This is a genomic window from Nocardia sp. NPDC004151 (assembly GCF_042874235.1).
GTDB lineage: Bacteria > Actinomycetota > Actinomycetes > Mycobacteriales > Mycobacteriaceae > Nocardia.
Genome location: NZ_JBIAMR010000010.1, coordinates 161238 through 183760, shown reverse-complemented (window position 1 = coordinate 183760; position 22523 = coordinate 161238). Strand labels below are relative to the sequence as shown.

Sequence of the window (22523 nt, the reverse complement as noted above, 5' to 3'; positions counted from 1 at the left end):
TCACCAGCGCCTGGTGACCCGATGAGGGGAGGTGGCAACGCCCGATGATCGCTGGGACACCGGTAATCGACCTCGATGACGTCGCCTCGCTGGAGGCGGCGGACGCCGGGGGTGTGCTGCGCTCCGCCGCATCGGGGGGAGCGCAGGTAAGGGCAACCGCCGCCGCGCTTTCCGAGGATGCGCTCGCCCGGCTGACCGATCTGCGCCCGCGCAGTCTGGTCCTGGTCTCCGGGAGCGGACGCGCCGCCCGCGCGGCCGCGCTGCTGATCGCGGCCCTGGGCAACCACACCAGTCTGCCGCTGGTGCCGGCGACCTCGATCCCGCCGTGGGTCGGGCCGCTGGACGTGGTGCTGGTGGCGGGTGACGACGCGGGCGATCCGCGCCTGGCCGAGGCGGTGGACCGAGCACTCCGACGGGGCGCCGAAGTGGTCGTCGCCGCACCGGACGAGGGCCCCATCCGGGCCGCGGCCGCCGGACGCGCCACCATTCTCGCGCCGCGGGTGCGGGTGCTCGACCACAATCTGATGCTCCGCTATCTGGCCGCGGGCCTGGCCGTGCTGAGCACCATCGACCCGCATCGGGTCGGACCGCTGGTGCCCGAATTGAACGCTCTCGCAGACCTGCTCGACGAGGAGGCGCTGCGCGACGGCCCGCAGCACGAGGCCTTCCACAACCCGGCCAAGACGCTGGCCACCCGCATGATGCAGCGCAAGCGCGTCGTGCTGGCCGGTGATTCCGCCGCGGCCGCCGAGCTCGCCGGACACGGGTCGGAGGTGCTGCTGGCCACGGCCGGACACATCACCTCGGCCGTCTCGCTCTCGGAAGCCATTGCCGCGCACGGCCGCCTGGTGCAGGCCGCGGGCGTGGCCGCGCCCGGCTTCGATCCGCTGTTCCACGACGAGGAGCTCGACGGGCCCGCGCCGGTGGAGCAGGTGCGGATCTTCGTGGTGAGCGCCGGCCCGGACGAGGTCGCCGTGCGTCGCCGGCTGGCCGTGTTCGGCTCGGACGCCGGGCTCGTCGACACCGACCTGATCACCGTGGACACGGAGGCGGCCGCCGCCCCGCCGACCGACGCGCCTGGGCAGCCCGTGCCCGCCGCCGCGAGTGGCGAGGTGGAAAAGCTTGCGGTACTCGCACTTCGGCTGGAGATGGCGGCCGCCTATCTCCGACTACTCGGTTCCCGCCCGGCCACCGGACCGGGACGCTACGACGGGGGCAATTACTAGTGCACGAACTCGTTGGTGCGCTGCGTTCCTACGCTTGGGGTTCGCGCACCGCGCTCGCACAGCTGTGCGGACGACCGGTTCCCTCCGCGCATCCGGAAGCCGAACTCTGGTTCGGGGCGCATCCCGCCGACCCGGCCCGCGTCCAGATCAACGGTCACAGCGAATCCCTGCTGGAGCTGGTCAGCGCCGACCCGCAACACGAACTCGGGCCGGTGGCAGGCGAATTCGGCGGACGGCTGCCGTTCCTGCTGAAGATCCTGGCCGCCGAGGAGCCGCTCTCGCTGCAGGCGCATCCCAGCGTCGAACAGGCCCGGGCCGGGTTCGCGCGGGAGAACCACGCCGGGGTTTCCCTCGACTCGGCCATGCGTAACTACCGCGACGAGAACCACAAGCCGGAACTGGTGGTGGCGCTGGGCCGCTTCGAGGCGCTGGCCGGGTTCCGCGATCCGCGCCAGACCGTGCGGTTGCTCGCCGCCCTCGACGTCCCCGAGCTGAGCCAGTACGCCGAGCTGCTTGCCGCCCAGCCCGACTCCGCGGGCCTGCGCACGCTGTTCACCACCTGGATCGCGCTGCCGCAGGCGAGCCTGAGCACGCTGCTGCCCAAGGTGCTCGACGGCTGTGTGCGCTACCTGTCCGAGGCGGGCAGCGGCGGTAAGGAATTCGTGGCCGAGGTGCGCACCGCGCTCGAGCTGGCCGAGGCCTATCCCGGCGATGCCGGGGTGCTGGCGGCGCTGCTGCTCAACCGCATCACCCTGGAACCCGGCGAGGGCCTGTTCCTCGATGCCGGGAACCTGCACGCGTACCTGCGCGGGGTGGGCGTGGAGATCATGGCCAACTCCGACAATGTGTTGCGCGGCGGGCTCACCCCCAAGCACGTGGACGTCCCCGAGCTGCTGCGGGTGCTCGACTTCGAGCCGCTCGACCTGCCGGTGGTCCGCGCGGAACAGATGTCGGACAGTGTCTTCCGCTATCACACGCCCGCGCCGGAGTTCGCGCTCAGCCGCTTCGAGCTGGAGCCGGAGGCCGAGCCGGTGACGGTGGTGGGTTCCGGTCCGGTGATCGCGCTGGTCACCCATGGCCGGGTGCGGCTTCTCCAGGGCAATCACGACCTGATCGTGGAGCGCGGTCGGGCGGCGTGGATCTCGGCGGCGGACGGCGGAATCCGGGCTCAGGCGGTGGACGGTCCCGCGCAGCTGTTCTGCGCCGCGGTGGGCGAGGAGTGACGAGCGGACTGTAGGCTCCTTCCCGGTCACACACGTTTTCTCGACAAAACGGACATCGGAAGGGGCGGTTCATTGTCTGCGGGCGGCGGTAAGAAGGCCATCCTGGCGGCGCTCAGCGCGAATGCGGGCATCGCGGCGGCCAAATTCGTCGGCGCGGCCATCACCGGCTCCGCGTCCATGCTCGCCGAGGCCGTGCACTCGGTGGCCGACACCTCCAACCAGGGCCTGCTGCTGCTCGGCCAGCGCCGCGCCGAACAGGAGGCCGACGAGCTGCACCCGTTCGGCTACGGCCGCAACCGCTACTTCTATTCGTTCGTGGTCGCGCTGGTCATCTTCGCGCTCGGCTCGGTGTACGCCATCTACGAGGGCATCCACAAGATCGAGCATCCCGAGGAACTGTCCAACCCGATCGTCGCGATCGTCATCCTCGGCCTGGCCATCGGGCTCGAGGGGTTCAGCTTCATCACCGCCATGCGGGAATCCAAGCCGCTCAAGGGCAATGCCAGCTGGTGGCGGTTCATTCGCAACTCGCGCAATCCGGAACTGCCGGTGGTGCTGCTGGAGGACTCGGGCGCGCTCATCGGCCTGGTCCTCGCGTTCGCCGCGATCAGCCTGACCATGATCACCGGCGACCCGATCTGGGATGGCGTCGGCACCCTGTCGATCGGCATCCTGCTCGGCGTCATCGCCGTCATCCTGATCGTCGAGATGCAGAGCCTGCTCATCGGCGAGGGCGCGACCCCCGAGGAGGACGCGGCCATCCGCGCCGCCCTGGTCGACGACCGCTGCATCGACAGGGTCATCCACCTGCGCACCCAGTACCTGGGCCCGGAGGAAATGCTGGTGGCCGCCAAGGTCGCCATCGTGCCCGGTCTGGAGATCGCCGAGATCGCCGCGGCCATCGACGAGGCCGAGGCGCGGGTGCGCGCCGAGGTCCCGGCCGCCCGGGTCATCTACCTGGAGCCGGATCTCTATCGCGCCCAGCCGGCCCAGCAGTAGTCAGCGATCGGCGAGGCGGACCACGAACCGCAAACCCGACCAGGTGCCGTCGATGGCGGCGACCTTGTTGTCCACCAGGCCCTGGCCCAGACCGTAAGCGCGAGCGGCGTTCTCACCGAGATCGGTGGGGACGCCGCTCGACTTCTTGGGCCAGGCCAGCCACAGACCGCCGTCGATCGCGAGACGCTCCCGCCAGCCGGAGAACCGGCGGGTCAGGGCGGCGCGGTCGGGGCAGAAGCCGAGGATCACGTCATAGGGCCCGATCCCGGCGCGGCGGTGCAACAGCACCCCGCCGGGCAACTCCCCCAGCTCGAATCCCGCGGGCGCCCCGGCCAGCAGCACCCGGCTCCCGGGCTTGATGCCGAGCTTGCGCGGGAGTGGCGTGCCCGAGTAACCGGCCATGGCCGCAGCGTAGCAATCAGATGCGCCAGCGGCCGGTAAGCAGTTCGAGCGGATCGGTCGGGATGCCGAACTCCTTGCGCAGGGCATGGCGGGCGGCATGGTAGCCGTTCATGCCGTGCACGCCCGGCCCCGGCGGCGTGGCCGAGGAGCACAGGTAGACGCCGGGCAGCGGGGTGGCGTACGGATTCCAGCGCGGGGCGGGCCGGAAGACGGTCTGGCGCAGGGTCATCGCACCCGCGGAGATGTCGCCGCCGATGTAGTTCGGATTGTGCGCGGGCATGGTGACCGCGGTGCGCACATGGGTCGCCAGGATCAGGTCGCGGAAGCCGGGCGCGAAGCGTTCGACCTGGGCGGTGATGGTCTCGGTGAGGTCCTCGGCCGAGCCGTTGGGCACGTGCGCGTAGGTGTAGAGGGTGTGCTTGCCCGCGGGCGCACGGGTGTCGTCGACGACGCCGGGCTGGATGGCCAGCACATAGGGCCGCTCCGCGTGCCGCCCTGCGGCGACGGCCTTTTCGGCGGCCACGGCCTCGGCACGGGTGCCGACCAGGTGCAGAGTTCCGGCCCGATCACACCCCCGCGCCTGCCACGGCACCGGACCCGAGAGCGCGAAATCCACCTTGCAGGCCGCGCCGCCGTAGCGGAACCTGTTGAGCGCGAAGTCGTATCGCGCGGGCAGGGTCGCGATGCGCTGCAGCTCGGCGGGTGCGACATCCAGCAATACCGCTCGGACCTCGTCGAATTCGTCGAGGGAGTCGACACGGTGGCCGGTGACGATGCGCCCGCCGTGCGCGCGCAGATCCTCGGCGAGGGCGTCGATGATGGCCTGGCTGCCGCCGCGCGGCACCGGCCAGCCGCGCACATGGGCGAGCGTGCCCAGCAGCATGGCCACGCCGGCCCCCGGGAATCCGCGCGGCGGCCGGATGGCGTGCGCCGATACACCGGTGAGCAACGCGGGCGCCACATCCTCGCGAAAACGCATGTTCCACAACGGCGTCGCCTGCTCGACCATCCGGCGCAGGACGCGCAGTTCGATTCCGGGGTCCAGGCGCAGCATGCCGGACGGGTCGATCGGCGGATGCCGCAGATCCGACATGAGCAGGGCGACCAGGTCCTCCCACTTGCGCACCAGCGGACCGAACAGCCGCCACCACGCTCCGCCGTCCCGGCCCAGGCCGTCGGCGGTGTGGTCGAGGTCGAGCCAGGCCAGTCCGGCGCGGCCGCCGTCCAGCGGATGCGCGTAGGACACCTGGGGGGTGAGCAGTTCGACCCCGTGCGCCTTCAGATCGAAGGCCCGGAAGAATGGGGACGCCACCGCCATCGGATGCGCGCCCGCGCACAGGTCGTGGTGGAAGCCCGGCAGCGTGACCTCGCCGGTGCGGCACCCCCCGCCGATCCCGTCGGCGGCCTCGTACACCTCGACGTCGAGCCCGGCGCGGGCCAGGATCACCGCCGCCGCGAGCCCGTTGGGACCGGATCCGACCACCACCGCGTCAGCCATGCCTTCAGCGTATGCCCGGGTGGGAGGTCCGTGGGTGATCAGTGGGGCCGGTCACCGCGAACCCATTGGGCGACCAGGATTTCCAGGCGCTGCTGCCGAAAGTCGGGCCGCAGGCGGCCACCCCGATCCAGCGTGGCCAGGCCGTGCATGGTGCTCCAGGCGACTTCGGTGAAGGTCTCGGGGTCGTGCGGCGGCGCGAAGGGCGCGAAGGTGAGCAGCAGTTCGACGAACGCGTCCTTGAGGGCCTGCGGCGCGTCCGGACCGAATTTCAGGTCGGTGCGCAGCAGGAAGATGGCGTCGTAGAGGGCGGCGCTGTCGCGGGCGAAGTCGAGGTAGCCCTGAACCACCGCGCGCAGGGCCTGCTCGGGGGTGTCCGCGGACTCGCGGAGTTCGCGGACCACCCCGGCGAATTCGGCCATCCCCGCCTCGGCGACCGCGGAGACGATGGCGTCCTTCCCGGCGAAGTGGCTGTACAGCACGGGCTGGCTGTATTCGATGCGATCCGCGAGTTTGCGCACGGTGACGGCGTCCCAGCCCTCGGTCTCGGCGATCTCCCGGGCGGTGTCGATGATGCGCTGCCGCCGTTCGATGCGTTCGCGTTCCTTGCGGGTCTGGATGGCGCTCATAGCCGAACTCTAGCACTGCTAGACAATCTACCGACGCAAAAGGTCAGTCACTGGCCCAACCCCGCGAGCCTTCTCCCCACTGTGACCCTCGCCACGGCACGATGAATTCCGCTGGGCCGCACCGTCCACACCCATGACACCCAGCGCAGAGGAGACTGACATGGCGACCACCAAGCCCCACGGACCGGCTTCGTACTTCCCGTCCATCGAGGCCAAATACGGCCGCTCCGTGGACGACTGGTTCACCCTGCTCGCCGAGACCGGCATCACCGGTCAGAAGGACCTGGTGAATTGGCTCGAGACCGAGCACGAGATGGGTCACGGGCACGCCACCGCGCTGGCGCAGTTCCACCTCAACCCCGGCAAGTGGGAGCGCTGACCGCGCCCGCGGAAACCTCCGCCACACACCCGACATCGGCCGCCCCATCCATGGGAGCGGCCGATGTCGTTGTGACGGATCAGACGTCGGTGGAGAAGCGGATGCCGCCGTCCGGGATGTCGACCCCCGGCCAGATGCGCGCGCCACGCAGCAGTTCACAGCGCGCGCCGACATTCGCGCCGTCGCCGATGACGGCGTCGCGGACCAGGGCGCGCGGACCGATCCGGGCGCCGAAGCCGATGATCGAACGTTCCACGGTGGCACCGGCTTCCACCCGCGCCCCGTCGAACAGGATCGCGCCGTCCAGGCGCGCGCCCGCGCCGACCTCGGCCCCGCGGCCGACGACCGTGCCGCCGATCAGCAGCGCGCCGGGCGCGACGCCCGCACCGGGGTGGACCAGGGATTCGCCGCGCTGACCCGGCAGCGCCGGGGACGGGGCGATGCCGCGGACCAGGTCGGCCGAGCCGCGCACGAAGTCCTCCGGGGTGCCCATGTCACGCCAGTAGGAGACGTCCACGTGGCCCTGGATGTGCGCGCCCTCGGCGAGCAGGGACGGGAAGGTCTCGCGCTCGACCGAGACCGGACGACCCGCGGGGATCTTCTCGATGTACTCGCGGCGGAAGACGTAGCAGCCCGCGTTGATCTGGTCGGTCGGCGGATCCTGGGTCTTCTCCAGGAACGCGGTGACGCGACCGTTCTCGTCGGTGGGGACGCAGCCGAAGGCGCGGGGGTCGCTGACCCGCACCAGGTGCAGGGTGACGTCCGCGCCGGAGGTGTGGTGGGTCTCGAGCACCCCGCCCAGGTCGGTGCCGCCGAGCACGTCGCCGTTGAACACCAGCACGGTGTCGGCGCGCAGCTTGGGCAGCACGTTGCGGATGCCGCCGCCGGTGCCCAGGGCCTCGCTCTCGGTGACGTATTCGAGCTCGAGGCCGAGGTCGGAGCCGTCGCCGAAGTGCTCTTCGAACACCTCCGCCTTGTAGGAGGTGCCGAGCACCACATGGGTGATGCCGGCGTCGGCGATGCGCGCGAGCAGGTGCTGCAGGAACGGCAGTCCGGCCGTGGGCAGCATCGGCTTGGGGGCGGACAAGGTCAGCGGACGCAGGCGGGTGCCCTGGCCTCCGACCAGGATCACCGCGTCCGTGGACCCGGCGGTGTTACCGCTGTTCGCCATCTTCTCCCCTGTGTCAGGTGGTCAGTGATACGCGACCGCAGATCCTAACCGCCCCGAATGTTAAACAGAGCCGTTTCGATCTCGTTCGCGCAGTGCGGATCGAACCGCAAGTTTGCAACGCACCGCAAGTCCAGCTTTCAGTGCCACCCGAAGTGGGGCTTGCCACCAGTGCGGATGCCGGTCGGCCTGGAAACGGTACGCGCTGGCGTGATGCGCGGGGAGCATGGTCTCCGGGTGACGACCCGCGGCATGGCCCTTGGCGTGCGTGACCTCGGCGGACGGCACGAAGACATTGTGCCAGCCCGCCCGGCCCATCCGGTCGCCGAAGTCGACATCCTCCATGTACATGAAGTAGCGGGAGTCGAAACCGTCGATGGAATCGAAGGCCGCGCGACGCACCAGCAGGCAGGAACCCGACAGCCAGCCCACCGAACGCTCCGAGATGGCCTCGTTGTCCTGGCGGTAGCGCAGTGTCCACGGGTTCTTGGGCCAGACGCTGCCCAGGATGGCGTGGCCGGCGCCGTCGGCGATGCCCGGCACCGAGCGCGCGGACGGGTAGGTGCTGCCGTCCGGCTCGAGCACCTTCGGACCCAGCGCACCGGCGCGCGGCCAGCGGCGGGCGGCGGCCAGCAGTTCGTCGATGGCGTCGGTACCCCAGCGCACGTCCGGGTTGGCGATGACGATGAACTCGATGTCCGGGTCGATCTCGGCCACCGCGCGGTTGATCGCGCCGCCGTAGCCTATATTGCCGCCGGTGCGCAGCAGGCGCACGTGGGCGTTGGCCTCGGCGGCCAGTTCCGGGGAACCGTCGACCGAGCCGTTGTCGGCCAGGATGACCTGCGGCTTCTCACCGGTCGCGATGGCCAGGGTGCTGATGAAGTGTTCCAGGTGCTCGCCGGGCGAGTAGGTCACCGTGACGACTGCCAGCTGCGGTTTTTTCGCCGCGGCGGGGGGCTGTCCGACAGAATCCGAGGGGCTCACGGGGGCCCAGGATAGTCGGAGACGGCGGCCAGTGCGTCGTTCAGTGCCGACTTCCAGTCCCGCAGCGGCGACAGGCCGCCCGCGGCCCACGAATTGCCCGAAAGGACCGAATACGCCGGGCGCGGAGCGGGTCTCGGGAAATCCTCGGTGCCACAGGGCCGTACGCGGTCAGGGTCCGCGCCGAGGCCGGTGAAGACCGCGCGCGCCAAATCGAACCAACTGGCTTGTCCGGCATTGGTGGCGTGCAGGATTCGGGGTACCCCGGGATTGACACCGGTCCCCAGCATCCCCGCCAGTTCCAGCAGACCCGCCGCGAGATCGAGGGCGTAGGTCGGTGAGCCGATCTGGTCGTCCACCACCGTGATGGTGTCGCGCTCGCCCTCCAACCGTCGCATGGTCGCCACGAAATCACCGGTGTCGCCGGTGTAGACCCAGGCGGTCCGCACGATGCGCGCGTCCGGCGAATACTCCAGAACCGCTTGCTCGCCAGCGAGTTTCGTCCGCCCGTAGACCGTGGCCGGTCCGGTCGGATCGTCCGGTTCGTACGGATGAGAGGCCGTGCCGGGAAACACGTAATCGGTGGAGACGTGAATGAGCCGGGCGCCGCGTTCGGCGCACACCCGGGCCAGCACGCCCGGCCCGGTGGCGTTCACCGCGAAAGCCGCCTCGGGCTCGGACTCGGCCTGATCGACGGCGGTGTAGGCCGCGCAGTTGATCAGTACGTCACCGGGTTTCACCAGTTCACGCACGGCGTCGGCGGCGGTGATGTCGAGATCGGCGTGGGCCAGGCCGCGCGCCCCGGGAGCGAGGGTGGTCAGGGCCCGGCCGAGCTGGCCGCGCGCTCCGGTCACCAGCAGCCGGGCGGTCTCGTGGCGCGGCCGCCCGATGGTCGGGCTCACGTCGTCGGCAATCACGGCTGCCAGTGTGGCACGCCACGTCCGCCACCCCGCGAACCCGTCGCGACCTGTGGATTCATTCGGACAGACCGGGGTAATCGGGCGACATCGCGCGACTCACGGAGTCCGGGCTACGGCAACTGAACGGTTACCGCCACTAGCCTGCAGGGTGGGGGTCTCCCATTCGATTCGACCTCGCTTGCCGGGGTCCAGTGGGCCGAGTTCGGAAAGGACAGTCGGTTGCCGGAGAGTGCCTGGGCATCCGTGCCGCGAGGGTCCCGCCCATCAGCGATGCGCCCGCGGCAGCGGGGCGGGCCGGGCCGGGCACTGGCGGCGCTGGCGGCGGTGCTGGCCCTGACGGTGACCGGACTCGGCTGGCACAGCGTGGACCAGCTGGTGTCGGGCATCGAGCGGATCGGCAATCTGGGGCTGGGCGGCGGCAAGTCCGACGGCGCGACCGACATCCTGATGGTCGGCATCGACGCCCGCACCGACGCGCACGGAAATCCGCTCACCCAGCACGAATTGGCCATGCTGCACGCCGGCGACGACGGCGAGGGCGGACTCAATACCGACACCATCATCCTGATCCGGGTGCCCAACAACGGGCGGTCCGCCGTGGCCGTCTCCATCCCGCGCGACTCCTACGTGGACATCCCGGGCCAGGGCAAGGGAAAGATCAACTCCGCGTACGGCATCACCAAGTCGACCCTGCAGCAGAAGCTGATCGATCAGGGCGTCTCCCCCGCCGAGGCGGAGAAGCGCTCCACCGAGGCCGGGCGGCAGGCGCTGGTCAAGTCGGTGGCCGGGCTCACCGGCATCACCGTCGACCACTACGCCGAGGTCGGGCTGCTGGGCTTCGTGCTGCTCACCGACGCGGTCGGCGGGGTCGACGTGTGCCTGAACAACGCGGTGGACGAACCGCTCTCGGGCGCGGACTTCCCGGCCGGCAAGCAGAAGCTCGACGGCGCAGAGGCTTTGAGTTTCGTGCGCCAGCGCCACGACCTGCCGCGCGGCGATATCGATCGGATCGTGCGCCAGCAGGTGTACATGGCGCAACTGGTGCACCAGGTGCTCAGCGCCAAGGTGCTCGCCAGCCCCGGCCGGTTGAAGGAGCTCAGCGACGCGGTCGGCCGCACCGTGGTGCTCGACGACGACTGGGACGTGCTCAGCTTCCTGCACCAGCTGCAGGACCTGGCGGGCGGCGAGGTGAAGTTCGAGACCATTCCGGTCAAGGACCTCAATGGCTGGACCGACAACGGCGAATCCGTGGTGCGGGTGGATCCGACAGCCGTGCACAAGTACGTGACCGCCGCGGTCGGCGACGACGACGAGGACACCAAGGGCGACGGCGGCATCGAGCCGTCCACTGTCGTCGCCGACGTCTACAACGCCTCCGGCGCCGGCGGCCTGGCCGGGCAGGCCGCACAGGCGCTGGCGGCCAAGGGTTTCCGCACCGGCACGGTGGACAACTGGATCGGCGGGCCGGTGCAGAGCAGCCGGGTGCTGGCCGCCTCGGGCGGCGACCCCAAGGCGCGCGCGGTGGCGCAGGCGCTGGGCGGGCTGCCGGTGATGGCGGAGCCGGGACTGCCCGAGGGCTCGGTCCGCGTGGTGCTGGCGGGTGACTACTCTGGTCCGGGTTCGGCGAAGGGCAGCGTCACGTTCGATTTCTCCGGAACCGCGACCGCGACGCCCGTGCCCCCAGCCCCACCTATCGACGCCGGCACGAACGGACCGAAATGCGTGAACTGAACGAGACCCTCACCGAAGCGGTACTCGACCCCATCCTCGCCCGCGACCCCGCCGGGCCGCGCATCACCTATTACGACGACGCCACCGGCGCGCGCATCGAACTGTCCGCGCTCACGCTGGCCAACTGGGCGGCCAAGACCGCCAATATGATTCGCGACGAATTCGGGCTCACCTCAGGCGCCCGCGTGGCGGTCCTGCTGCCGGCGCACTGGCAGACCGCCGCGGTGCTGCTGGGCTGCTGGTGGGCCGGCGTCGAGGTGGTGCTGCACGCCGATCCGGACGCCGAATTGGCGCTGGTGACCGCCGACCGCATCGACGAGGCCGAGGGTATCGCCGAGGTGGCCGCGCTCTCGCTGGACCCGATGGGCATGCCGGTGCGCGACCTGCCGATCGGCGTCACCGACTACGCCACCTCGGTCCGCGTCCACGGCGACCAGTTCCGCGCGCACGGCATCGGCTGTGCCCTGGACGGCACCTCGGTCTCCGCCGTCCTCGACGAGGCCCGCAAATCGGCTGCCCGCCAGGGCTTCACCGCCGAGGACCGGGTCCTGTCCACCACGTCCTGGGACACCCCCGCCGAACTGATCGACGGCTTCGTCGCGGTACTGGCCGCCGGCGCCTCACTGGTCCAGGTCACCAACCCCGACCCCACCGCCCACGAGCGCCGCGTCGCCTCCGAGCGCGTCACCGCCCAGCGCCGCTGACGATCTGCCGCCGGGCGATGGGGTTCCAGGGGCTGCATGCCGTCGGGCGATTTGGGGCTCCAGAGCCTGCCGTCGTCGGGCGACTTGGGATTCCAGAGCCCGCCGTCGTCGGGCGACTTGGGATTCCAGAGCCCGCCGTCGTCGGGTGACATGGGGTTCCAGAGCCCGCCGTCGTCGGGTGACATGGGGTTCCAGAGCCCGCCGTCGTCGGGCGGTATGGGGTTTCAGAGGCTGCTGCCGTCGGGCGACATGGGGTTTCAGGGGCTTGCCCCTGAGAGTTGCTCCTACCCCGGTAGGAGCACACTTTCCCTCCTCGGGATGTTTATCCACGGCAAGCGTTTACGTACCGTGGAGTCATCCGATGACGAGGGAGTCCCGCGATGATGAGTCCCCGATACTGGGCCCGATGGATGGTCGAGCACGGTGCCCCGCGCTGGGGTCTGCGTTGGCAGGCCCGCCACGATGTTCCGTTCGCGAAACTGATCACCACGTCGGACGCGCTCCACGATCCGTACCCCCTGATCGAGGACATCCGTGCCCGCGGCCGTCTGGTACACAACCCGTACACCTGGGCGACGGCCGACTACGAGCTGATCCGCGCCATCCTGCGCGACAATCGCTTCGGCGCGTTCGGCCCGGACGGCGTGGACATGCCCGCCTGGCTGCGCGATCGCCTGAAGCGGGCGCAGACGCCGCCGAATCCGGTGGAGCCGCCGTCCATGCTGATGATCGATCCGCCCGATCACACCCGCATCCGCAAGTCGGTGTCGGCGGCGTTCACCCCGCGCGCCATCGGCCGACTGCGTGATCGGGTGGAGTCGGTGACCGCCGAACTGCTCGACGAGCTGCCGCCGCAGGGCTCGGCCGACCTGATCTCGGCCTTCGCCCAGCAGGTGCCGATCGCCATCATCACCGAGATGCTGGGTTTCCCGCAGGCGTCCCGCAACGAGTTCCTGAGCTGGGGTGACGCCGCCAGCCCGCTGCTGGACATCGGCGTCTCGTGGCGGGCCTGGCGCGACGCGTACGCGGCGATGGGCGTGATGGACGAGTACCTGAACGGGCATCTGGCGAAGCTGCGGGCCACCCCGGGCGAGGACATCCTGTCCAGTCTGGTGACGGCCGGGGAACTGAACGAGCGCGAGCTGAAGGCGACCGCGAGCCTGCTCATGGGTGCGGGGTTCGAGACCACCGTGAACCTGATCGGCAACGGCGTGGTCCAGCTGCTGTCGCACCCGGAGCAGCTGGCCATGCTGCGCGCGGATCCGGATCTGTGGCCGCAGGCTATCGACGAGATCCTGCGCTTCGACCCGCCGGTCACCATGACCGCGCGCATCGCCCTGGCCGACGCCGAGGTCGGCGATCAGCGGCTGGCGGCGGGCAGCGTCCTGGTGATGTCGCTGGCGGGCGCGAACCGCGATCCCCAGAAGTTCACCGACCCCAATCGGTTCGACATCACCCGCGCGAACGCCCGCGAGCACCTGACCTTCTCCAGCGGCATCCACACCTGTCTGGGCGCGAGCCTGGCCCGGATGGAGGGCGTGCACGCGCTGCGGGCCCTGTTCGACGCGTTCCCGGATCTGGCGCTGGCGGGTGCGCCCGAACGCCGCCCGCTCTACACGCTGCACGGGTACGCGCACATGCCGGCGCACCTGGGCCGCCGGGCCACCGCCACCGTGTAGCCCACCGCGAGTCGGGATCGGTTGCGGCTCAATAGAAGCCGACGACGTCGTCGCCCCACACGTAGTTGCGGTCGCGGTCGGGATCGTCGATGACCCGGTCCACGCCGTCGATGACGAGCGTGGTCCGGGTGGCGGCGTGGTAGGGCGGCCAGTGCTTGGATCCGTCGATGGCGGCGGGCACGCCGTATCCGGCGAAGGCCAGCCAGCGGCGCATCACCCGGCCCGAAACCTCCTGCGCCGCTTTGCGTCCGCCGAGCCAGAAGGTCGGGTCGTAGTCGAAGGAGCCGAAATTGCCGAACACATACGGCAATTCGGTGGCGTGGCCCGCGCCGACCCGGGCCGCCTTGAGCATCGGCGTGGCGTGGTCGAACCGGTACATCCAGGTCGGCGAGTGCGTGGAGTGCGCGTCGGCCACCCACTGCGCGGGCATCCGGAACGCGGCGTCGGTCGACATGATCATCGCGCCGCGCGACGTGCCCGCGGCGTAGGCGGCCGCGAACTCGGCGACGCGTTCGGGTGACAGGCCCGGATGCTCGGCGGCGACCGAACGCAGCATGGAGTTCACCGCGTCCGGGGTGACCGGCATGATCGGCGAGCGCAGCAGCCGGAACAGCGAGGATTCGTCCTTGTTGGTGCCGATGAGCAGCGGCACCCGATGCGACCGCCCCTGCTGGAAGCGCTCGCTCGGGTAGCCGGGCAGCACATCGCCGTCCACCACGGGCGCGGCGGCCAGGCGGCCCGGTTCCCGCGCGGGCACCTCGTCGAAGAGGGTTCCCGCCGCGGTCACCATGCGTTCGAGCGGCATGGTGAGCAGTTCGGTCGCGCGATCGGGCGGCAGCTCCAGCAGCTCCAGATAGCGCTTGGCCACCACGGCGGCCCGCTCCGGACCGAAAACCGCTGTGGCGGGCGGTGATTGGGCGATGGCCCGATGGAACAGGCCCGCCGACAGCGGCGAGGTGAGCAGCGCGGTGACGCAGCCCGCGCCGGAGGATTCGCCGAAGATGGTGACATTGCCCGGGTCCCCGCCGAAGGCCGCGATATTGTCGCGCACCCAGGCCAGGGCCGCGACCTGGTCGTGCAGGCCCAGATTCGGGACGAACTCCTTCCCCAGCGAGGACAGGTCCAGGAAGCCCAGGGCGCCGACCCGATAGTTGACGCCGACCACGATCACCTGACCGGCCTCGGCGAGGCGGCGGCCGTCGTAGATGGCCTGGGCGGCGGTTCCCAGGCAGTACGCGCCGCCGTGCAGCCACACCATGACCGGGCGGGGTTCGTCGACGGCGGCGGCCGGGGCCCAGACATTGAGCCAGAGGCAGTTCTCGCCCATGCGCAGGTTGGCGTCGACGGGCACGAAGCCGGGGGTCTGCGGGGCGACGTCGCCGTAGCGCACGCATTCGCGGACGCCGGTCCAGGGTCGCGGGGGTTGCGGCAGGCGGAAGCGGTGGGGACCGGCCGTGCTGTCGGCATAGGGGATGCCCCGCCAGACCGCGGCCGACCCGATCACGGCGCCCGACACGTCGCCGTACACCGTCCGTGCCACCGGCACGTCATCGCGTTCGGTCCGCTCGTCGAAGATCCGAGTGTTCATACGACACCTCCTCGTACTCCGTAAATCGAGGGTACTGGTGGTTCGCGGGTCGCCGGGCGATCATCGTCAGCGCGCCGCACGAGCTCGGCGGCGTGGTCTACGCTGGCCGGGTGCCGAGCTATGCGTATCGATGCCGCAGCTGCGGCGACACCTTCGAGCTGACCCGTCCGATGGCCGAGGCGTCCGCCCCCGCGACCTGCCCCGGCGGCCACGACGACACCGTCAAGCTGCTGACCACCTTCGGAACCGTGAGCCGGGGCGGCGCCGCCCCGGTGTCCATGCCCGCCCCGCCGGCGGGCGGCGGCTGCTGCGGTGGCGGAGGCTGCTGCTAGCTCGCCGGTCCGGCGTTCTCGTCCGTCTTCTTGTCCGTGTGGCCCAGTGCGCGATCCGGGGCCACACGGTCGCGGACGCGTTGTTTCAGCAGGGCGATATCGGGAAAACCGCCGTCGGCCTTGCGTTCCCAGATCTGCTCGCCGTCGACGGTGATGCGAAAGACGCCGCCCTCGCCCGGGACCAGGGCGACCTCCGACAGGTCGGTGGCGAAAGTGGTCAGCAACTCCTGGGCCATCCAGCTCGCGCGGAGCAGCCAGCGGCACTGTGTGCAGTATTCGATCGCTACGCGAGGCATGTCCGCGACCCTATCCCGCTCCACCGACAGCGCCGCCCGCACCCGTCCGCGGCCCGCGGTACGCACCGCCCGCATCGTCCGAATCGGTGGCGGCGGAACGACTTCCGCAGCCGGCCCGGCCACGGCGTGACGCCCGGATCTGTCGGTGCCCTCGGATAGAAATATGTCAACCGAGGAAGGGGGATGGATGACCACCGCTTGGACCGCCGATCACATCGGCTCGCTCGCACCGGACGCCGCGTCGCTGACCGCCGCCCGCAAATTGCGTGGCAAGTGGAGCGGCACCGGGATTCACGACACGGCGCTGTGGGGGCTGTGCAAGGGCAGCGGCAGCCGCCCGTACCAAACCATCGTCGACCTGGCCGGACCCGCCTACAAGTGCACGTGCCCGAGCCGCAAGTTCCCGTGCAAGCACGCGCTGTCGCTGCTGCTGTCGTGGAGCGCCGGCGAGGTTCCCGCCGCGGACGCCGTGGGCGACTTCGCGGCCGACTGGCTGGGCGGCCGGGCCGCCCGCGCCGCCAAGAAGGCCGTGCCCGAGGCCAAGCCCGCGGCGGCCTCCGGGGCCACCGCCGATCAGCGCCGCGCCCGGGTCACCGCGGGCCTGGCCGACCTGGACACCTGGCTCACCGACCAGGTCCGCACCGGCCTGGCCCAGTCCGACCGTTCGATGCGCGCCTTCGAGACCGTGGCGGCGCGCATGGTCGACGCGCAGGCCCCCGGCGTGGCCGCCACGCTGCGCCAATTGCCGCTCGCCACAAGCCATTCCGACTGGCCCCGGCTACTGTTGCGCGAATACGCCCGGCTGCACCTGCTGGCGGTCGCGCACACCCGCCTCGACGAGCTCTCCCCCGGCCTGCGCGCCAGCGTGCGCACCCACATCGGCTACCAGACCCCGGCCGACTCGGTCCGCGTCGAACCCGCGGTCCGCGACCGCTGGCAGGTCCTGGGCGTCCGCACCACCACCGAGGACGGCCTCTTCACCCGCCGGGTCTGGCTGCGCGGGCGGGCCTCGGGCCGCTGGGCCCTGATCCTGGACCACCACTACGGCAGCCCCGCCTTCCCCAACGACACCCCGGCCCCGGGCTTCCAGGTGGACGCGAACCTGCACTTCTACCCCGCCGCCGCGCCCCTGCGCGCCATCTGGGGCGACCGCCACGAGGACATTCCCGAACCCTTCACCACGATCCCGCTGCCGGTAGCGCCCGGCGAGCAGGACCGCGGCGATCGGGTCGGGGCGGCGGCGGGATCCATCGCCGATCCGCTCGAATCCGAGTCGGCGGCACCGGATTCCCGCGCCGGGTTCGATCCGGTGAACGCCGAGGCGGGCAGCATCGCGGCGGCCCTGGACGAACAGGCGCGGGCGCTGGGGGCCGATCCGTTCCTGCGTTCGTGGCCGGTGCTGCTCGCCGATGTCGTCCCGGTTCGCGGCGAAAAGGGTTGGGAAATAGTGGAATCCGGGGGCGACACGCTGCCGGTGTCGACGACCGAGGGTGAGCCGTGGCGGCTGCTCGGACTGTCGGGCGGGCACGCGGTCACCCTGCTGGCCGAGTGGACCGCCGACGGGCTGGTTCCCGTCGCGGCGCTCGCCGACGGTGTGATGGTGGATGTCGGTGTGGCATCGGGGACTCCGAACCCGGTCCGCGGCGGGACCGACGACGCCGGTAGTACCGAGCTGGTGTCGGCGGCGCTGGTCGGCACGGCACGACGGCAGGCCGACCTGTCGGGCCTGGCCGCGCCCGTCACCTCGGCGGCGACCGCGTTGAGCGGGGATCCGGCTGTTGTACTGCTGGAATCCATCGCGCTGCAGGACTGTTTCGCTCGCGGTGGCGTCACCGCCGGTTCCGGTGAGCGCGGCACCGGGGCGTCCGATGACGAGCGGCCATTGCTGCCCGCCGCCGCGGGAGCGCGCTTGATCGACATGCTGTCGGACAATTCGTCGTTCCTCGAGGAGTGGTTCGCACTGGCCGGGCCACGGGACTTCCGCGCGCCGGACGGCCTGGTGAGCGTCCTGCTCGATCGCGCCAAAGCGCTGGCGCCGCATCGGGAGCCGCTGTTGCGGCTGGCCGGGGCGCGCGGACGGTGGCTGGCCGGACAGCATCCGGGCTGGAAGTCCCTGGTGCGGGCGGCCGCCGAGGACGACAGCGTGTGGTCGCACGGCCGGGCGACGGAGCGGCGCAGCTGGCTGGCCCAGTTGCGGCAGCGCGATCCGGCGGCCGCGAGCGCTGCGCTGGCCGGATCGTGGGGCACCGAGTCCGGGCCCGGAAAGGCCGATCTGCTGGCGGTGCTCGCCGACGGGCTCTCGCCGGCCGACGAGCCGCTGCTCGAGACCGCGCTCGACGATCGGCGCGCGGAGGTGCGGCGGCTGGCCGCGGACCTGCTGGGACGACTGCCGGATTCGGCGTTCGCGCGACGGATGTCGCAGCGGGCATCGGCCTGGCTGAGTTTCGGCGCGCGCCCGGTCACGCCGCGATTGGTCACCACCGGCCCCGGCGTGCTCGACGACGCGGCCCGCCGCGACGGGGTCGGGGATTCCTTCGGCTACACCGCCTATCGCGCCGACAGCGCACCCGATCTGGCCACCGAATGGCTGCACCGGGTGGTGGCGGCCACGCCGCTGCGGCACTGGGAACGGCTGCTCGGGTCGCCCGAGGAGGCGGTGCGGGTGTCCATGGCCGCCGGCGTGCGCGGACCCATGTTCGCGGGCTGGACCGATGCCGCACTGGCACAGGGCGATCCGGCGTGGGCGCGGGCCCTGTTCGGGGCGATCTCCGGCCCGGCCGCCCGCGACGCCGATTCCGACAAGCTGCGCGCTCTGTTCGCGCTCCAGCCCGAGGCCGATCAGGTGCGATACCTGCGCGGCCTGGATTCCAGCTGGCTCGCCGAGATCGAATCCCTGGTGCGCGCCATGCCCCGGCAGTGGCCCGGCCCGATGGCCGAGCACGTGCTGCGGCTGCTCACCGAGCGCGCTCAGCTGTGCGCCGACCGGCCGGGTGCGCCCAGCCTGGTGCCCGGCTCGTATCGGACGCTGTTCCGCGCGGCGTCCGCCCGCTTCCCGGTGGAGCTGGCCGGGATGGTGTCCGGCCTGGCCCGCCGTTGCGCGGATCCGTACTGGGAGCAGGCTTTCGACCAGCTCGCCCATGACCTCATTGAACGCAAGACGATGCTCGAGGAGTTGCAGTGACCATTGCTCAGGAAGTCACCATCGCTCAGGAACCGGACGCCCTGCTGCGCCCGCACGCCGAACAGGCCTTCGCCGACGAGCTGAAGGCCCTGGCCGCGGCCGACGACCGCCCGCGTCCGCCCTCCTGGAACCTGTCGCCGTGGGCGGTGGTCACCTATCTGCTGGGTGGCACGCTGTCCGACGGCACCGTGATCACGCCCAAGTACGTGGGCCCGCGCCGGATCATGGAGGTCGCGGTCGCCACCCTGGCCACCGACCGCGCGCTGCTGCTGATCGGCGTCCCCGGCACCGCGAAAACCTGGGTGTCGGAACATCTCTCGGCCGCCATCGCCGGACATTCGACGCTGCTGGTGCAGGGCACCTCCGGTACCGCGGAGGAGGCCATCCGCTACGGCTGGAACTACGCCCGGCTGCTGGCCGAAGGTCCGAGCGAGGCGGCGCTGGTGCCCTCGCCGATCATGACCGCCATGCGCGCGGGCTCCATCGCCCGGCTCGAGGAGCTCACCCGCATCCCGTCGGATGTGCAGGACGCGCTGATCACGGTGCTGTCGGAGAAGACGCTGCCGGTGCCGGAGCTGGGCACGGAGGTACAGGCGGCCAAGGGCTTCAATGTGATCGCCACCGCCAACGACCGCGACCGCGGCGTCAACGAGCTGTCCTCCGCGCTGCGCCGCCGGTTCAACACCGTGGTGCTGCCGCTGCCGGCCGGGGAGGACGAGGAGGTCTCCATCGTCACCCGCCGCGTCGAACAGCTCGGTGTCGCACTGGAACTGCCCGCCGTGCCCGCGGCCGCCGAGGAGATCCGCCGCGTGGTGCGGGTGTTCCGCGAACTGCGCTCGGGCATGACCGAGGACGGCCGCACCAAGCTCAAGTCGCCGACCGGCACGCTGTCCACGGCCGAGGCGATCTCGGTGATCACCAATGGCATCGCGCTGGCGGCGCACTTCGGCGACGGTGTGCTGCGGCCCGCCGATATCGCGGGCGCGGTGCTGGGCGCGGTCATCAAGGATCCGGTGGCCGACCAGGTGGTGTGGACCGAGTACCTGGAAGCCGTTGTGCGGCAGCGCCCGGACTGGGCGGACTTCTACCGCGCCTGCCGCGAGGTGCACGTATGACGGCCGCCACGATCCCGGCCGACACCGCCCTGCCGAGCGAGACCGCGGCCTCCACCGAGGCCACGGGCCCGGCGGAGACGCGGGTGTTCGGCATCCGCCATCACGGCCCCGGGTCGGCGCGCTCGCTGGCGCTGGCGCTGGCGCGGTTCCGTCCCGACGCCATCCTCATCGAGGGCCCATCGGACGCCGATCCGCTGGTCGGCTACGTTGCGGCCGAGGGCATGTCACCGCCGGTGGCCCTGCTCGCCTATCAGCCCGACAGTCCCGCCAAGGCCGCGTTCTGGCCCTTCGCGACCTTCTCCCCGGAGTGGGTGGCGCTGCGGTACGCGGCGGAACACGGTGTGTCCGCGGGCTTCTGCGATCTTCCGGCCTCGATCTGCCTGGCCGTGGAGGACGAGCCGGGCGATCGGACCGACCCGCTCGGCATCCTGGCCTCGGCCGCCGGATACGACGACGCCGAACGCTGGTGGGACGCCATCGTCGAATCCGCCTCGGACGCCGATATCTTCCCGGCGGTCAACGAGGCCATGGGCGCCCTGCGCGAGCACGCGGAGGATCGTGCGGAGATCTCGGAGGAATCCGATTCCGTCGTCCCGGCCGAGGGGTCCGGGACAACGGAGGAGGAGCCGTTCTCGGCCGCCACGGCGCGGATCACGGTGGACGCGCATACGCTGCGGCGTGAGGCGCACATGCGGCAGATCATGCGAAAAGCCTTGAAGGACGGGGCGAAACGGCTGGCCGTGGTGTGCGGCGCGTGGCACGCGCCCGCGCTGGAGGGCAAGCTGGGCCCGGCCGCGGCCGATGCCCGGCTGCTCAAGGGCATGCCCAAGAGCAAGGCCATGCTGACCTGGGTGCCGTGGACGCATTCGCGGCTGGCGAGCTCGTCCGGCTACGGCGCGGGCATCACCTCCCCGGGGTGGTACCACCACCTGTTCACCGAGACCGACCAGCCGATCGCCCGCTGGCTCACCAAGGTGGCGGGCACCCTGCGCGCCCACGATCTACCGGTGTCGAGCGCGCACATCATCGAATCCATCCGGCTGGCCGAGACTCTCGCGACCCTGCGGGAGCGGCCGCTGGCCGGACTGTCGGAGGTCACCGAGGCCACCCGGTCGGTGCTGTGCGACGGCGACGAGACCCTGTTGCGGCTGGTCAGCACCGACCTGGTGGTGGGCGAGGCGCTGGGGACGGTGCCCGAGGGCACGCCGACGGTGCCCCTGGAGGCGGACCTGCGGGCCCAGATCAAGACGCTGCGGCTCAAGCAGCAGGCCCTGGAGCGCACCGTCGACCTGGATCTGCGCACCGACGGCGGGCTCGCGAGATCGCTTCTGCTGCACCGGCTCCGGCTGCTGGGCATCGGGTGGGGCCGGCTGACCGACGGCCAGGTCCGCAACGCGGGCACCTTCCGCGAGACCTGGACCCTGCGCTGGCTGCCGGAACTGGCGATCGCGATCGTGGAGGCGTCACGCTGGGGCACCACCCTGCGGTCGGCCGCGGAGGCGAAGATCCTCGACGCCGCCCGGGATCCGGACGCCACGGTCGGGAAGGTGGCGTCCGCGCTGGAGGAGGCCTTGCTGGCCGATCTCGGCGGGGCCACCGACGGACTGATCGCCCGGCTGGAAACCGTTGCGGCCCTGGATCACGATGTCACCCACCTGATGTCGGCGCTGCCCGGCCTGCTGCGCATCGCCCGCTACGGCGACGTGCGCGGCACCGACGGCGCGGCGTTGACCCGGGTGGCGGACAGCCTGCTGGTCCGCAGTTGCGCCGGCCTGCCGGGCGCGGTGACCGGACTCGACGCCGACGCGGCCGCCGCGCTGCGCAGCCGGATCGACGCGGTGCACCTGGCGCTGTCGAACCGCGACGACGAATGGGCTTCGGGGACTTGGCTGTCCACCCTCGAGACGCTGGCCGATCGCGACGACGTCAACGGCGGCATCGTCGGCCGCGCCGTGCGGCTGCTCTGCGACGCCGAGCGCATCGGCGGCGAGGAGTCCGGCCGCCGACTATCCGCGGCGCTGTCGGTCGGCCGCACCGCGCCGGACAAGGCGGCCTGGATCGACGGTTTCCTCGGCGGCCGCGGCCTGCTGCTGGTGCACGACCGAAACCTGTTGTCGCTCATCGACGGCTGGCTGGGTGGACTCGACGAGGACCAGTTCGTGGCCACCCTGCCCCTGCTGCGCCGGACCTTCGGCGCGTTCGAGGCCGGGGAGCGGCAGGCGATCGGCCAGGCCGTCCGCCACGGCGCGCCGACGACTGCGGCCACCGGCGGCACCGAGTACGACGCGTCCCGCGGAACGCTGGCCATGCGGGCGGCGGCCGAGATCCTCGGAGTGGCCTGATGAGCCCGCGCGGCGGTGGCCGGAGCAGGCTGTGGAGCCTTCGGCCGCAGCCGCGGTCCGGGCGCCTGAGCCGACCCCACACGGAGCACGACTCCGTCTGGGGCACAAGCAGTTACCAGTCTTACTCATCGTG

Annotated in this window: 19 protein-coding genes; 11 read left to right on the top strand and 8 right to left on the bottom strand. The window is 71.3% G+C overall.

The genetic code is table 11. The features are described 5' to 3' along the window. The first annotated feature begins 44 nt into the window (after positions 1 to 44). The 3 genes from ACFYTS_RS23255 to ACFYTS_RS23245 all read left to right on the top strand — a co-directional run bounded on the left by ACFYTS_RS23255 (position 45) and on the right by ACFYTS_RS23245 (position 3448). Positions 45 to 1226, top strand: coding sequence for a tobH protein (locus ACFYTS_RS23255; protein ID WP_387307105.1), 1182 nt, complete (start codon positions 45 to 47; stop codon positions 1224 to 1226). Further along, the gene (gene manA / locus ACFYTS_RS23250; RefSeq protein WP_387307103.1) at positions 1226 to 2449 is read left to right on the top strand and encodes a mannose-6-phosphate isomerase, class I; all 1224 of its coding nucleotides are present in this window, start codon (positions 1226 to 1228) and stop codon (positions 2447 to 2449) included. The genes ACFYTS_RS23255 and manA overlap by 1 nt, the downstream gene beginning before the upstream one ends. Before the next feature lie 72 nt (positions 2450 to 2521). Then, positions 2522 to 3448, top strand: a complete 927-nt coding sequence (locus ACFYTS_RS23245) for a cation diffusion facilitator family transporter (RefSeq protein WP_357283525.1) — start codon at positions 2522 to 2524, stop codon at positions 3446 to 3448. Here the strand turns inward: ACFYTS_RS23245 and ACFYTS_RS23240 are convergent, their stop codons facing one another. Genes ACFYTS_RS23240 through ACFYTS_RS23230 form a run of 3 tightly spaced genes read right to left on the bottom strand, consistent with a single transcriptional unit; the run spans position 3449 to position 5974 of the window. Then, the gene (locus ACFYTS_RS23240) at positions 3449 to 3850 is read right to left on the bottom strand and encodes a hypothetical protein (RefSeq protein WP_379094013.1); all 402 of its coding nucleotides are present in this window, start codon (positions 3848 to 3850) and stop codon (positions 3449 to 3451) included. A 16-nt stretch (positions 3851 to 3866) separates the two neighbouring features. Next, on the bottom strand, positions 3867 to 5348 hold the full coding sequence (locus ACFYTS_RS23235; RefSeq protein ID WP_387307101.1) for a phytoene desaturase family protein: 1482 nt from the start codon (positions 5346 to 5348) through the stop codon (positions 3867 to 3869). A 38-nt stretch (positions 5349 to 5386) separates the two neighbouring features. Beyond that, positions 5387 to 5974 (bottom strand): TetR/AcrR family transcriptional regulator, encoded by a 588-nt coding sequence (locus ACFYTS_RS23230; protein ID WP_357283517.1) that lies wholly within the window; start codon positions 5972 to 5974, stop codon positions 5387 to 5389. A 160-nt stretch (positions 5975 to 6134) separates the two neighbouring features. Here ACFYTS_RS23230 and ACFYTS_RS23225 point away from each other — a divergent pair, with 160 nt between their 5' ends. Further along, complete coding sequence (locus ACFYTS_RS23225; RefSeq protein ID WP_357283514.1) at positions 6135 to 6353, top strand: DUF4287 domain-containing protein; 219 nt, start codon at positions 6135 to 6137, stop codon at positions 6351 to 6353. Positions 6354 to 6432: 79 nt separating this feature from the next. Here ACFYTS_RS23225 and ACFYTS_RS23220 read toward each other — a convergent pair whose 3' ends face one another. From ACFYTS_RS23220 to rfbD, 3 genes are read right to left on the bottom strand one after another with little or no spacing between them, the layout of a single operon-like run. Next, the gene (locus tag ACFYTS_RS23220; RefSeq protein ID WP_213559707.1) at positions 6433 to 7524 is read right to left on the bottom strand and encodes a sugar phosphate nucleotidyltransferase; all 1092 of its coding nucleotides are present in this window, start codon (positions 7522 to 7524) and stop codon (positions 6433 to 6435) included. A gap of 60 nt (positions 7525 to 7584) precedes the next feature. Then, positions 7585 to 8505 (bottom strand): glycosyltransferase family 2 protein, encoded by a 921-nt coding sequence (locus ACFYTS_RS23215; protein WP_357283512.1) that lies wholly within the window; start codon positions 8503 to 8505, stop codon positions 7585 to 7587. Further along, positions 8502 to 9419 (bottom strand): dTDP-4-dehydrorhamnose reductase, encoded by a 918-nt coding sequence (rfbD, locus tag ACFYTS_RS23210; protein WP_387307098.1) that lies wholly within the window; start codon positions 9417 to 9419, stop codon positions 8502 to 8504. The genes ACFYTS_RS23215 and rfbD overlap by 4 nt, the downstream gene beginning before the upstream one ends. Positions 9420 to 9692: 273 nt before the next feature. Between rfbD and ACFYTS_RS23205 the strand changes: the two genes are divergently transcribed. From ACFYTS_RS23205 to ACFYTS_RS23195, 3 genes are all read left to right on the top strand, one after another. After that, a complete protein-coding gene (locus ACFYTS_RS23205; RefSeq protein WP_387307096.1) occupies positions 9693 to 11153 on the top strand; it encodes an LCP family protein in 1461 nt (486 codons plus the stop codon). Continuing rightward, positions 11141 to 11857, top strand: a complete 717-nt coding sequence (locus tag ACFYTS_RS23200) for a TIGR03089 family protein (protein ID WP_387307094.1) — start codon at positions 11141 to 11143, stop codon at positions 11855 to 11857. Before ACFYTS_RS23205 ends, ACFYTS_RS23200 begins: the two co-directional genes overlap by 13 nt. Before the next feature lie 383 nt (positions 11858 to 12240). Continuing rightward, the gene (locus ACFYTS_RS23195) at positions 12241 to 13536 is read left to right on the top strand and encodes a cytochrome P450 (protein WP_357283717.1); all 1296 of its coding nucleotides are present in this window, start codon (positions 12241 to 12243) and stop codon (positions 13534 to 13536) included. Between the two features lie 28 nt (positions 13537 to 13564). Here ACFYTS_RS23195 and ACFYTS_RS23190 read toward each other — a convergent pair whose 3' ends face one another. After that, the gene (locus ACFYTS_RS23190) at positions 13565 to 15124 is read right to left on the bottom strand and encodes a carboxylesterase/lipase family protein (RefSeq protein ID WP_357283503.1); all 1560 of its coding nucleotides are present in this window, start codon (positions 15122 to 15124) and stop codon (positions 13565 to 13567) included. 110 nt (positions 15125 to 15234) lie between these two features. Here ACFYTS_RS23190 and ACFYTS_RS23185 point away from each other — a divergent pair, with 110 nt between their 5' ends. Continuing rightward, positions 15235 to 15456, top strand: coding sequence for a zinc ribbon domain-containing protein (locus tag ACFYTS_RS23185; RefSeq protein WP_357283501.1), 222 nt, complete (start codon positions 15235 to 15237; stop codon positions 15454 to 15456). On the opposite strand, the gene ACFYTS_RS23180 is transcribed toward ACFYTS_RS23185, so the two are convergent. Beyond that, the gene (locus tag ACFYTS_RS23180; protein ID WP_357283498.1) at positions 15453 to 15752 is read right to left on the bottom strand and encodes a SelT/SelW/SelH family protein; all 300 of its coding nucleotides are present in this window, start codon (positions 15750 to 15752) and stop codon (positions 15453 to 15455) included. The two genes, ACFYTS_RS23185 and ACFYTS_RS23180, sit on opposite strands and share 4 nt — an antisense overlap. 187 nt (positions 15753 to 15939) lie before the next feature. On the opposite strand from ACFYTS_RS23180, the gene ACFYTS_RS23175 reads away from it, so the two are divergent. From ACFYTS_RS23175 to ACFYTS_RS23165, 3 genes are read left to right on the top strand one after another with little or no spacing between them, the layout of a single operon-like run. Further along, positions 15940 to 18933, top strand: coding sequence for a DUF5691 domain-containing protein (locus ACFYTS_RS23175; RefSeq protein WP_387307091.1), 2994 nt, complete (start codon positions 15940 to 15942; stop codon positions 18931 to 18933). Between the two features lie 2 nt (positions 18934 to 18935). Then, a complete protein-coding gene (locus ACFYTS_RS23170; RefSeq protein WP_357283715.1) occupies positions 18936 to 20048 on the top strand; it encodes an AAA family ATPase in 1113 nt (370 codons plus the stop codon). Then, entirely contained in the window at positions 20045 to 22390 is a 2346-nt protein-coding gene (locus tag ACFYTS_RS23165) for a DUF5682 family protein (RefSeq protein ID WP_387307089.1), read from the top strand. Before ACFYTS_RS23170 ends, ACFYTS_RS23165 begins: the two co-directional genes overlap by 4 nt. Positions 22391 to 22523: the final 133 nt, after the last annotated feature.